Raw genomic sequence first — 14,186 nt, forward strand, 5'->3', positions numbered from 1 at the left:
GAAGGCAATCACTGGATCGCTACGTCGTCGATGCGGAAGTTGGTGGTTTCACCTCCCGTGCCGCTGCCGGTGTAGCGGAAACCAACCACGAAGGGCCCTGAGAATCCGCCGGGCAAGGCTGCGCTGAGATCAATAGGGCCGCTATCGACCCATACCTGATCCGCCGTGGAGGTATTGGCGTATGGGAAGCCGGTCACCTGTGTCCAATTGGCGGTCGCGAGGTTGAGGCCCGTGTAGTTGGTGCTCACGAAGAGCGAGAAAGGGTCGTGCGTGGCAACGCCGAATCCGCGCTGGCTGCGGAAGCTCAGCACCATGCCGGGCTGAAAATTCACAGGTGCGGATACCAGCCACGAAACATCGCTGGCGTTACTGCTCCCGAAGGCCGTGGCTTGCACCGCCATATTGCCGCTCACGCTGGTACCGCGCCAGAACCGGCTCCCCACTTGGGCCTGGTTGTACCAACAATCCGCAGCGAAGTCCACGTTGGTCACTGCTGTGGCGAAATCCTGCGAGAGGTTCGCTGCTGCGGCGCAGGGCACCGGGCATGGCGCACAGCGTGCGCCGTTCATCTGCACCTCGCTCACCCTGCGGATGAAGAGCTGCATGTCATCATTGAACTGGCCGACCACGGCGATGATGCTGCCGTTGCCGCTGGGAAGCTGCTGACCTGCGAAATTGGCATAGCCGCTATTGCGCACAAGCACGGTGCCGGAGCAATCGGTAAGGGTGCGGTTCAATGTCTCCTGTCCGGCGGCATCCGCATAGGTGAGGCCATTGCACGCCTCGCTAACGACGAACTCCACGCCTTCGAGCTTCACCAACCGGCCCTGCATCGCCGGCGTGATCTGCGCGATGGTAACGAGTTCCGGCTGCTTCTCCACCCCGGCCGCCTGCTTCACCACATTGTTGTCAACGTCCACGTTGTCCAGCTGCAACAGTCCATTGTAGGCGCCGAGGATGGTGCCCGGCAGATAGATGCGGATGCTGTCGCCCTGATAGAGGCCCCCGCTGTTGATCAAGCGCAGCACGATGGCGCCGGTGTGGTCCTGCACATAAACATTCTTGTACAGGTTGCCGCTTTCCTCGTCGGCGGTCACCACGGCGTACACGCTGCTGTCACCGGTGAAGGTGTGCGGCACCCCGGTGAACAAGGCGCGCAATTGCGCCACGGTCATCACCTGCCCAACGGGCAGCGTGCGCACGGGCGGGGAGTCGAGCTCCTTCTCGCAGCCGGCAAGGATCAGGAGCGCGGCGGCGGAGAAGGCGATGGCGATATTGCGGATCATCGGATGATGCGGTTGTGCGTTGGGTCAGAAGCTGAAAGTGAGCATGGCGAAGTAGTTCCGGCCGAAGAGGTAGCTGTACTTCGGCGGGAAGCGGTCAGGATCCATGCGGTCGTAGCGGAGCTGCTCGAAGCCGCCCACGCGGAAATCGCGGTTGTCGAGAACGTTGCTCACGCTCACGTTCACCGCCAGGCGGTACTTGCGCTTGAACATCCAGCTCTTGCCTGCGAAGAGGTCAACAGTGAGGTTGTCATCGAGGCGCGTCTGGTTGAGCAGGCCATCCCATTGCGGATCGCTGGTCACCAGGTTCTCCAGCGCCTCTTGCGTGCGGCGATCAGGGTTGGGGTCGAGGTAGATGTGGCGGAAGTGGTTGGCGCTGGCGCCAGCGAACCAGAATCTCGGTGAGTTGTAGCGCAGCCCGAGCGACGTTGCGCTCTGCGGCATGCCGCCCACGCGGTAGCCTTTCCAGTACACGGTCCGGTCCTGCGCGAATACTTCATCACTGTTGTTGCGCGTCACGGTAGCCGTTGGTCTCGAATCGTAGCGGTAATCGCCACCGGCATGCACGGCCGTGAGCTGCCATGTGCTGGTGAGGTTGGCCTCCACGCCGAGCTCGATGCCCTGATGCACCTGATCCACGCCGGTCATGGTGTAGTTCACGATGGTGAGGAACTCGTCGTGGTAATAGCTGCGGTTCCACACCTGATCGGCGATGCGCGTATAGTACAGCGTGGCGCGGCCCTTCACCTTGGGCGACTTCAGCACGTAGCTCAGATCAGCGCCGCTCGCCCGCTCTGCCGTCAAGCCCGCCACCACAGCGTCACGCACGCGCGGCGAGAGGTAGGCGTTGTTGCTGCTGGGCGCTCGCACGATGTGCGCCGCGTTCAGCGTGATGAAGTGACGGCCAGTGACCTTCCCGATGATGCCGCCCTTCAAGCCATAGCCGAGGAAGCCCTGCTTCTCCGATTCGCCGAACGAGTTGTCGGGGAAGCGGCCGTTGCGCAGGTTGCCTTCGCGCCAGAAGCTCGTGTGCGAGAGGTCGGCGCCGATGTACGCCTCGACCCTGTTCCATTTGCCCTCCCATTGCCCGAAGAGGTTGGCGTAACGCGTGTGGATCCTGTAGTCGTGGCCGAACACATCGCCCTCGCGGACGAGCTTGTTCGTGGTGCTCAGGTCGTTCTGCGAGATGAGCGTGTCATTGAAATCGCGGTCGGCGAACTGGTCGATGTCGAGCCAGAAGTCGCCGCCGAGCAGGTCATTCATCACGCGGAAATAGTGCGTGCTCTGCTGGTGGAAGCTGCCGCCGACCGTAAGGTGGGTGCGGTCGCTGAGCGCCTTGTCCCAAACGCTGTTCAGGCCGAAGCGGGTAGGGTCCTGCCGGGCTTCCTCAACCACGTACTTGCTGCGGTTGCCCGTGACGGTGTTGCCATTTATCCCGTTGGCGTTCTCCACTTGGTAGATGTTCTTGCCGTTGGCGAACCAGAGCTGGTCCCAGTTGATCTGCCGGGTGTTCACATCGTTCTGCCAGGCGCGGGTCTGCGGCGCGAACAGCTCGGCATCCTGGAAACGGAAATAGCTCGGCAGGTATCGGTAGTAGTCCGGGCGCGGGTCCTTGGCATCGAACCAGTTCAGGCCGGTTAGTCCATCGCGTCCGAAGGTGTAATAGGCTGAGGTGATGAGGCGTGCGGCCGGGCTCACCTGCATGCGATGGGAGAGTACGATCATCGGCTTGTGGTCGCGGCTCATCTTCGCGTTGCGCTTCTGCCCGGCCTGATAGCCCCAGTTCGGGTTGTACCAGGGATTATCCGTGAGATCATAGGCTTCTTGCACCGCCAACGCCTGCCTGCCCTGGGAGATGGCGGCACCGAATGCGCTCAAGCTGATCGAGTGCTTCGCATTGATCCGTTTCTCCGCGCCGAGGTAATAGGAATACGCATCGAACGAAGTGCCCTCCACATAGCCTTCCTCCGCCCAACGCCGTGAGCCGCTCACCGCGATCGACCAGCCCTTGGGATTCACGCCCGAGGCATAGGTGAACATCGCACGGTTGCGGTACGCGCGGTTGGCGCTGGCGTAGGACGCCCGGACGCCTTTCCGCAAGGCGCTCGGACGGATGTCCATGTCGGTGGTGCCACCCAACCCGCCGAACACCACCCGGCTCGGGCCGATTCCGGTGCGGACCTGCATCCAGCGGGTCACATCGTTCAAGCCCGCCCAATTGCTCCATACGGCCCAGCCCGTCTCCAGGTCGTTCACGCGCAGCCCGTTGATGGTCACGATCGTGTTCTCGCCATCGTAGCCGCGTATCCGGAAGCGCGCCTGGCCGAAGTTGAAGCCCGCCACTGCTGTGAAGGGGTCGCGCGACGATTGCAGGATCCCGCTGATGTCCTGATTTCCCAGTTCACCATCGAGGTCGTCAGTGGTAAGGGTGAAGACCGGCAGTTGCGGGCGATTGGCCGATGATGTGTCCGGCGGCGCTGGATTCACGAGCGTGTCAATCTGCGCTTCCAGCCCGAAAGCGAAAGCACCGGCAAGCAGAAGCAGCAGGGTACGGCCAGCGGGGAATTGTTGGCGGGGTCTTGTCATGAGGGCGAAGGGGGGCGCCGATGTTCGAAGGATCCGCGTCAATCCATGGCAAGGCCATTTTGCACGGGCGGCAAAAGTAGCCGCGCACAGCTGGATTGGTCGGACAGTGCCGGGTTAAATCAGCGCGTTGAACAGTTCATGTGGCATTCACGTACCAGCGTCAATCATGATGATGCCTTAACCACCTGAACGATAATGGGTTTGATTAACTTCGACGCCCTTCGGACACGGCCCTGTCCATTAGCCGGGGCGCACTGAAATGCCATTCGCCGGAACCCTGAAGCGCATTGCGGCCTTCGTCACTATGGCGATGGGATTCGTGGCTGTACGCGCCGATCATTTCAGCGGCGCGAACATCACCTATGAGTGCAATGGAGGGAATTCGTACACCATCACACTCGACCTATTCCTCGATTGCGCTGGTGCACCGCTCACTCCGCACGCGCTCAGCTTCACGAATAACTGCGGGGTCAACTTCACGCTGAACAGTATCCCGTTGGTGCAGGCCAACGAGGTTTCGCAGCTATGCGGATCGCAATTGCTTAACAGCACCTGCAACGGCGGTACGCTGCCCGGGGTCATGCACTACCAGTTCCAGGTCACACTGAATCTGTCGCCGTGCAACAGCTGGAACATCAGTTGGGCGATCTGCTGCCGGTCCGCCACCCAGAACGTGCTGCTCACGCCCGGCATGTACGTGAATGCCACGCTCAACAACCTGGGCGGGCTCTGCGACCAATCGCCGCAGTTCGGTGACATGACCATTCCTTACGTGTGCGTGGGCGAACCGGTCTCCTACAACCCGCAGGTCACCGATGCGGACGGCAACACGCTGGTTTACTCGTTCATCAGCGCGCGATTCGGCGCCCCTCTGCCCACCAACGTGACCTATCAGCCGGGCTTCACCGCGGCCGTGCCCATCCCGGGCATCACGCTCGACACCAACACGGGCACCATCAACTTCACGCCCACGATCACGGGCAGCTACGTCATCGCCTTGCAGGTCGCCTCCTACAATGCCATGGGACAGCTCATCGGCACGGTGATGCGCGACTTCCTATTCATCGTGATCCCCTGCTCCGATCCGCCTGCGGATAATGTTGGGCCCACCTCGATCACCAGCGGGGTAATCACCAGTTCCACTTCCGTGGAGATGTGCGACGGTGTGCCTTCGTGCGTTGACCTCACCTTCACGGATGTGGATCCATTGGCGGTGGTCACGCTCTCATCCCAGATCACTGCCCAGCTGCCGGGTGCAACTTTCATCGTCAACGGCACGAACCCGGCGGTGGCCACCTTGTGCTGGACACCCGTGCTCGCCCTCTCGCCTGTTTCCGTGCTGGTGGATGTGAACGACAATGCCTGTCCGCTGCAGAACCTTTCCAATTACCAGCTCACGATCAATGTGGTGGCAGCGCCGCCCATCCCGCCGAATGCTGGAACCTCGACAATTGTTGCCAGCTGCCCAGGCACACCGCCCATCAACCTATTCGCCCAACTTGGCGGCACCCCTCAAGCTGGTGGCGTATGGGTAGGTCCTGGCGGAGCGCATAGTGGCACCTTCAATCCAGCCACTGATGCTTATGGGGACTATACCTATACGGTGGGGAATGGCTGCCAGAACGCCTCGGCAACTGTAACGGTTAACCAAAGTGCGGCAGGCAGCGCGGGCATCAATGGGAACATCACCGTGTGCGGCAATGGCGCGTCGTTCTCGCTTATCGCGCAATTAGGCGGAACGCCCGCAGCGGGAGGTGCTTGGAGCGGTCCTTCACCGGTAGTGGGCGGCAATTTCAATCCGCCCACGATGAATCCAGGCGTTTACACCTACACGGTGACCAACCCCGCGCCTTGCGCGAATTCAACCGCCACCGTGACGGTTGCAGAGAACCCGCCGCCGAACGCCGGTACCGATGGCGCGCTGACCGTGTGCAGCAATGGCGCCGCGCAATCGCTCTTCGCAGCGCTGGGCGGCGCACCGCAAGCAGGCGGAACGTGGGCCGGACCATCTCCTGTTGTCGGTGGCAACTACAACCCGGCCACGATGAACCCCGGTGCCTATGTGTACACCGTGAACGGCGTGGCGCCTTGCACGAACGCGACGGCGACGATCACCGTCACCGAGAACGCAGCGACCAACGCCGGCGCCGACGGCGCGCTGACCGTGTGCAGCAATGGCGCGGCGCAATCGCTCTTCGCAGCGCTGGGCGGCACACCTCAAGCAGGCGGAGCATGGGCTGGACCATCTCCTGTTGTCGGTGGCAACAACCCGGACACGATGAACCCCGGTGCCTATGTGTACACCGTGAACGGCGTGGCGCCTTGCACGAACGCGACGGCGACGATCACCGTCACCGAGAACGCAGCGACCAACGCCGGAACCGATGGCGCGCTGACCGTGTGCAGCAATGGCGCCGCGCAATCGCTCTTCGCAGCGCTGGGCGGCGCACCGCAAGCAGGCGGAACGTGGGCCGGACCATCTCCTGTTGTCGGTGGCAACTACAACCCGGCCACGATGAACCCCGGTGCCTATGTGTACACCGTGAACGGCGTGGCGCCTTGCACGAACGCGACGGCGACGATCGCCCGTCACCGAGAACGCAGCGACCAACGCCGGCGCCGACGGCGCGCTGACCGTGTGCAGCAATGGCGCGGCGCAATCGCTCTTCGCAGCGCTGGGCGGCACACCTCAAGCAGGCGGAGCATGGGCTGGACCATCTCCTGTTGTCGGTGGCAACTACAACCCGGCCACGATGAACCCCGGTGCCTATGTGTACACCGTGAACGGCGTGGCGCCTTGCACGAACGCGACGGCGACGATCCCCCTCACCGAGAACGCAGCGACCAACGCCGGAACCGATGGCGCGCTGACCGTGTGCAGCAATGGCGCCGCGCAATCGCTCTTCGCAGCGCTGGGCGGCGCACCGCAAGCAGGCGGAACGTGGGCCGGACCATCTCCTGTTGTCGGTGGCAACTACAACCCGGCCACGATGAACCCCGGTGCCTAGTGTGCACCGTGAACGGCGTGGCGCCTTGCACGAACGCGACGGCGACGATCACCGTCACCGAGAACGCAGCGACCAACGCCGGCGCCGACGGCGCGCTGACCGTGTGCAGCAATGGCGCGGCGCAATCGCTCTTCGCAGCGCTGGGCGGCACACCTCAAGCAGGCGGAGCATGGGCTGGACCATCTCCTGTTGTCGGTGGCAACTACAACCCGGCCACGATGAACCCCGGTGCCTATGTGTACACCGTGAACGGCGTGGCGCCTTGCACGAACGCGACGGCGACGATCACCGTCACCGAGAACGCAGCGACCAACGCCGGAACCGATGGCGCGCTGACCGTGTGCAGCAATGGCGCGGCGCAATCGCTCTTCGCAGCGCTGGGCGGCGCACCTCAAGCAGGCGGAGCATGGGCTGGACCATCTCCTGTTGTCGGTGGCAACTACAACCCGGCCACGATGAACCCCGGTGCCTATGTGTACACCGTGAACGGCGTGGCGCCTTGCACGAACGCGACGGCGACGATCACCGTCACCGAGAACGCAGCGACCAACGCCGGCGCCGACGGCGCGCTGACCGTGTGCAGCAATGGCGCGGCGCAATCGCTCTTCGCAGCGCTGGGCGGCGCACCTCAAGCAGGCGGAGCATGGGCTGGACCATCTCCTGTTGTTGGTGGCAACTACAACCCGGCCACGATGAACCCCGGTGCCTATGTGTACACCGTGAACGGCGTGGCGCCTTGCACGAACGCGACGGCGACGATCACCGTCACGGAGAACGCCGCCACGAACGCGGGCGCCGACGGCGCGCTCACCGTGTGCAGCGACGGCGCCGCGCAATCGCTCTTCGCAGCGCTTGGCGGAACGCCACAGGCGGGCGGCACCTGGAGCGGTCCTTCACCAGTGGCCGGCGGCAACTACGACCCCGCCACGATGAACCCCGGTGCCTATGTGTACACGGTGAACGGCGTGGCGCCCTGCGCGGATGCATCAGCGACGGTCACCGTCACGGAGAACGCCGCCACGAACGCGGGCGCCGACGGCGCGCTCACCGTGTGCAGCGATGGGGCAGCGGTGAACCTGTTCGCTCAGCTCGGCGGCGCACCGCAGGCGGGCGGCACCTGGAGCGGCCCGTCACCGGTTGCCGGCGGGAACTATGATCCGGCGACGATGGATCCCGGCGCCTACGTGTACACGGTGAACGGAGTCGCACCCTGCGCGGATGCATCAGCGACGGTCACCGTCACCGAGAACTCCGCCACGAACGCAGGCGCTGACGGCGCGATCACCGTGTGCAGCGATGGGGCCGCGGTGAACCTGTTCGCTCAGCTCGGCGGCGCACCGCAAGCGGGCGGAACCTGGAGCGGCCCCTCGCCGGTGTCCGGCGGCAGCTACGACCCCGCCACGATGGATCCCGGCGCATACGTGTACACGGTGAACGGCGTGGCGCCCTGCGCGGATGCATCAGCGACGGTCACCGTCACCGAGAACTCCGCCACGAACGCAGGCGCTGACGGCGCGATCACCGTGTGCAGCGATGGGGCCGCGGTGAACCTGTTCGCTCAGCTCGGCGGCGCACCGCAAGCGGGCGGAACCTGGAGCGGCCCCTCGCCGGTGGCCGGCGGCAGCTACGACCCCGCCACGATGGATCCCGGCGCATACGTGTACACGGTGAACGGCGTCGCTCCTTGCGCGGACGCCTCCGCGACGGTCACCGTCACCGAGAACTCCGCCACGAACGCGGGCGCCGACGGCGCGATCACCGTGTGCAGCGATGGGGCCGCGGTGAACCTGTTCGCTCAGCTCGGCGGCGCACCGCAAGCGGGCGGAACCTGGAGCGGCCCGTCACCGGTGGCCGGCGGCAGCTACGACCCGGCGACGATGGATCCCGGCGCATACGTGTACACGGTGAACGGCGTCGCTCCCTGCGCGGATGCATCAGCGACGATCACCGTCACGGAGAACTCCGCCACGAACGCAGGCGCCGACGGCGCGCTCACCGTGTGCAGCGATGGTGCCGCGCAATCGCTCTTCGCAGCGCTCGGCGGAGCGCCACAGGCTGGCGGTTCATGGAGCGGCCCGTCACCGGTTGCCGGCGGGAACTATGATCCGGCGACGATGGATCCCGGCGCCTACGTGTACACGGTGAACGGAGTCGCACCCTGCGCGGATGCATCAGCGACGGTCACCGTCACCGAGAACTCCGCCACGAACGCAGGCGCTGACGGCGCGATCACCGTGTGCAGCGATGGGGCCGCGGTGAACCTGTTCGCTCAGCTCGGCGGCGCACCGCAAGCGGGCGGAACCTGGAGCGGCCCCTCGCCGGTGTCCGGCGGCAGCTACGACCCCGCCACGATGGATCCCGGCGCATACGTGTACACGGTGAACGGCGTGGCGCCCTGCGCGGATGCATCAGCGACGGTCACCGTCACCGAGAACTCCGCCACGAACGCAGGCGCTGACGGCGCGATCACCGTGTGCAGCGATGGGGCCGCGGTGAACCTGTTCGCTCAGCTCGGCGGCGCACCGCAGGCGGGCGGCACCTGGAGCGGCCCGTCACCGGTTGCCGGCGGCAGCTACGATCCGGCGACGATGGCCCCCGGCGCATACGTGTATACCGTGACCGGTGTCGCTCCTTGCGCGGACGCCTCCGCGACGGTCACCGTCACCGAGAGCGCATCGCCGGACGCGGGCACCGACGGCGCGGCCACGCTCTGCGCGAACGGCGCGGCGATCGACCTCTTCGCGCTGCTGGGCGGCACGCCTGATGCGGGCGGCACGTGGAGCGGCCCCTCGCCGGTGGCCGGCGGCAGCTACGATCCGGCGACGATGCTGGCCGGCAGCTACACGTATGCGATCGCGGCGGTGGCGCCTTGCGTGGGCAGCAGCGCCACGGTGACGATCACCGAGAACGCACCGGCCGATGCGGGCAGCGATGGCAGCGTTACCGTCTGTGATGTCGGGGCAGCGATCGACCTGTTCGCTCAGCTCGGCGGCGCACCGCAGGCGGGCGGCACCTGGAGCGGCCCGTCACCGGTGGCCGGCGGCAACTACGATCCGGCCACGATGGATCCCGGCGCCTACGTGTACACGGTGAACGGAGTCGCACCCTGCGCGGACGCCTCCGCGACGGTCACCGTCACCGAGAGCGCATCGCCGGACGCGGGCACCGACGGCGCGGCCACGCTCTGCGCGAACGGCGCGGCGATCGACCTCTTCGCGCTGCTGGGCGGCACGCCTGATGCGGGCGGCACGTGGAGCGGCCCCTCGCCGGTGGCCGGCGGCAGCTACGATCCGGCGACGATGCTGGCCGGCAGCTACACGTATGCGATCGCGGCGGTGGCGCCTTGCGTGGGCAGCAGCGCCACGGTGACGATCACCGAGAACGCACCGGCCGATGCGGGCAGCGATGGCAGCGTTACCGTCTGTGATGTCGGGGCAGCGATCGACCTGTTCGCTCAGCTCGGCGGCGCACCGCAGGCGGGCGGCACCTGGAGCGGCCCGTCACCGGTTGCCGGCGGCAGCTACGATCCGGCGACGATGGCCCCCGGCGCATACGTGTATACCGTGACCGGTGTCGCTCCTTGCGCGGACGCCTCCGCGACGGTCACCGTCACCGAGAGCGCATCGCCGGACGCGGGCACCGACGGCTCGGCCACGCTCTGCGCGAACGGCGCGGCGATCGACCTCTTCGCGCTGCTGGGCGGCACGCCTGATGCGGGCGGCACGTGGAGCGGCCCCTCGCCGGTGGCCGGCGGCAGCTACGATCCGGCGACGATGCTGGCCGGCAGCTACACGTATGCGATCGCGGCGGTGGCGCCTTGCGTGGGCAGCAGCGCCACGGTGACGATCACCGAGAACGCACCGGCCGATGCGGGCAGCGATGGCAGCGTTACCGTCTGTGATGTCGGGGCAGCGATCGACCTGTTCGCTCAGCTCGGCGGCGCACCGCAGGCGGGCGGCACCTGGAGCGGCCCGTCACCGGTTGCCGGCGGGAACTATGATCCGGCGACGATGGATCCCGGCGCCTACGTGTACACGGTGAACGGAGTCGCACCCTGCACGGACGCCTCCGCGACGGTCACCGTCACCGAGAGCGCATCGCCGGACGCGGGCACCGACGGCTCGGCCACGCTCTGCGCGAGCGGCGCGGCGATCGACCTCTTCGCGCTGCTGGGCGGCACGCCTGATGCGGGCGGCACGTGGAGCGGCCCCTCGCCGGTGGCCGGCGGCAGCTACGATCCGGCGACGATGCTGGCCGGCAGCTACACGTATGCGATCGCGGCGGTGGCGCCTTGCGTGGGCAGCAGCGCCACGGTGACGATCACCGAGAACGCACCGGCCGATGCGGGCAGCGATGGCAGCGTTACCGTCTGTGATGTCGGGGCAGCGATCGACCTGTTCGCTCAGCTCGGCGGCGCACCGCAGGCGGGCGGCACCTGGAGCGGCCCGTCACCGGTTGCCGGCGGCAGCTACGATCCGGCGACGATGGCCCCCGGCGCATACGTGTATACCGTGACCGGTGTCGCTCCTTGCGCGGACGCCTCCGCGACGGTCACCGTCACCGAGAGCGCATCGCCGGACGCGGGCACCGACGGCTCGGCCACGCTCTGCGCGAGCGGCGCGGCGATCGACCTCTTCGCGCTGCTGGGCGGCACGCCTGATGCGGGCGGCACGTGGAGCGGCCCCTCGCCGGTGGCCGGCGGCAGCTACGATCCGGCGACGATGCTGGCCGGCAGCTACACGTATGCGATCGCGGCGGTGGCGCCTTGCGTGGGCAGCAGCGCCACGGTGACGATCACCGAGAACGCACCGGCCGATGCGGGCAGCGATGGCAGCGTTACCGTCTGTGATGTCGGGGCAGCGATCGACCTGTTCGCTCAGCTCGGCGGCGCACCGCAGGCGGGCGGCACCTGGAGCGGCCCGTCACCGGTTGCCGGCGGGAACTATGATCCGGCGACGATGGATCCCGGCGCCTACGTGTACACGGTGAACGGAGTCGCACCCTGCACGGACGCCTCCGCGACGGTCACCGTCACCGAGAGCGCATCGCCGGACGCGGGCACCGACGGCTCGGCCACGCTCTGCGCGAGCGGCGCGGCGATCGACCTCTTCGCGCTGCTGGGCGGCACGCCTGATGCGGGCGGCACGTGGAGCGGCCCCTCGCCGGTGGCCGGCGGCAGCTACGATCCGGCGACGATGCTGGCCGGCAGCTACACGTATGCGATCGCAGCGGTGGCGCCTTGCGTGGGGGCCAGTTCCGTAGTGAGCATCACCGAGGAGGCTCCGGGGAATGCAGGAATGCCGGCTTCGATTGACTTGTGCCCTGGCAGTGCGGCAGTGGATCTCTTCAACCTGCTCGGTGGGAACCCGCAAGCTGGCGGCACATGGACGCATCCGAACGGAATCACGTTTGATGGCACCTTCGACCCAGCCGTGGACGCGCCCGGTAATCAAACCTATACCATCGCGGGCGCGGCTTGTCCAGATGCTACTGCGGCAGTGACCGTGAACCTTTTGCCTGGGCCCAATGCTGGCGACGATGCGAGCATCGTGGTGTGCAACGCGCAGGCAGCCTTCAACATGCTTGCTCAGCTCGGTGGCTCACCCGATGCAGGTGGTGAATGGACCAATGCCCTTGGCGCTCCCGTTGCGCCGACCTTCGATCCGGCCACTGACGGATCCGGCATCTTCACCTATACGGTCGTTGGCACAGGCAGCTGTCCGGACGATGAAGCCATGCTTACGATCTCAGTGATTGCGGCGCCCCTCGCAGGTAATGGTGGGTCAATCACCCTTTGCGAGAGCGGCGCCATCACTTCCTTGTTTGATGGTCTCAGTGGCACCCTGGATGCCGGGGGAAGCTGGACGGCCCCAGACGGAAGCCCGAATGGGACCACCATCGACCCATCGACCGCGTTGGCCGGCAATTACACCTACACCGTTGCAGGCAACGCGCCTTGCCCTTCGGCCAGCAGTACCGTGCAGGTCATCATCAATCCGGTTCCTGTTGCCGGAGAGGATGGCACCTTGAGCATCTGCAGCACCGCGCCGGTGGTGAACCTGATCACGATGCTCGGTGGCGCACCTGATCCCGGCGGTGCATGGACCGGTCCCGGTGGCGCCCCCTTCGGCGGCGGATTCGATCCAGCCATCCATCAGGATGGGTTGTACACCTACACCGTTACCGGCATTGCGCCGTGCTTGAGCGACGACGCAACGGTGCTGGTGTCCGTAGGCATTGCGGGCAATGCAGGCATGGATGGCACTGTAACGCTTTGCTCAACCGATGATCCGATAGACCTGTTCACGATTCTGGGAGGCGCTCCGGATGCAGGTGGTGCATGGACCGGCCCTGACGGAAGCCCGGCAACGGGCAATTTCGACCCGGGCACGGGCCTCAGCGGCTCATACACCTACATGGTGACCCCGGCGCCGCCATGCCCGGTGGTCAGCGCGACGATCAGCGCTCTGGTAATCCCGCCCGCAGTAGCCGACTTCACTGTAGAAAGCGATGGTGAATGCGTTCCATTGGAAGTGAGCCTCTCGCACGGCTATACGGGCACCGGCACCTGCACGTGGCTCATCGGCAATGCGCCGGCCATCGTGGGGTGCGCGCCGCTCACCTACACGATCGATGCGCCCGGCAGCTACGATGTGACCTTGATCATCGATGCCGGCAATGGTTGCGGAGCGGATACCGTGACGGTGGAAGATGCGGTGAGCGCCTACTCACAGCCGATCGCCAACTTCACCATGCTGCCTGATGTGATCACCACCCTGCAGCCGGTCGGCTTCTTCAGCAATACGACCATAGGCGCCAACGCCTATTCTTGGCAGATCAATGAAGAGCCTATATCCGAAGAGCTTGACCTGCGCTACACCTTCCCCGCACAGATCGGCGATGCATTCGGCGTCTGCTTGATCGCTTATGCGAGCGCGTCGTGCGCTGATACGATCTGCCGCACCATCGCCCTCGCCGATGGCATGGTGCTCTGGGTCCCGAACACCTTCACCCCGAACAACGACAACAAGAACGAGGGCTTCGTGCCGATCACCTTCGGCATCGATGAGCGATTCTACCGTTTCGAGGTGTACGACCGATGGGGCTTGCGGGTGTTCATGAGCGAGACACCGGGCGAGGCTTGGGATGGCCGCATGGCCGACGGGTCCGATGCCCCCATGGACGTGTATGTCTGGCAGGTGCGCGTGAAGGATTCATACAGCGGCGATCGGGTGGAGCGCATCGGGCATGTGAACCTGCTGCGCTGACTCCGCCTTCGCGAAGCGCGTTGGCGGAGCGCGGAGCGGCG

3 protein-coding genes are annotated in these 14,186 nt (G+C 65.8%); 1 reads left to right on the forward strand and 2 read right to left on the reverse strand.

Annotated elements, in window-relative coordinates; translation table 11 throughout:
* Window positions 1-8: 8 nt before the first annotated feature.
* Complete coding sequence (locus tag IPM12_05060; GenBank protein ID MBK9147179.1) at window positions 9-1,286, reverse strand: choice-of-anchor J domain-containing protein; 1,278 nt, start codon at window positions 1,284-1,286, stop codon at window positions 9-11.
* A 24-nt stretch (window positions 1,287-1,310) separates the two neighbouring features.
* A complete protein-coding gene (locus IPM12_05065; protein ID MBK9147180.1) occupies window positions 1,311-3,869 on the reverse strand; it encodes a TonB-dependent receptor in 2,559 nt (852 codons plus the stop codon).
* 259 nt (window positions 3,870-4,128) lie between these two features.
* Here IPM12_05065 and IPM12_05070 point away from each other — a divergent pair, with 259 nt between their 5' ends.
* Window positions 4,129-14,145: a gliding motility-associated C-terminal domain-containing protein gene (locus IPM12_05070; GenBank protein MBK9147181.1), complete on the forward strand. Its 10,017-nt coding sequence runs from the start codon at window positions 4,129-4,131 to the stop codon at window positions 14,143-14,145.
* The last annotated feature ends 41 nt before the right edge of the window (window positions 14,146-14,186 follow it).

The sequence above is a fragment of the Flavobacteriales bacterium genome, from assembly GCA_016716605.1.
Taxonomy (GTDB): Bacteria; Bacteroidota; Bacteroidia; order Flavobacteriales_F; family PHOS-HE28; genus PHOS-HE28.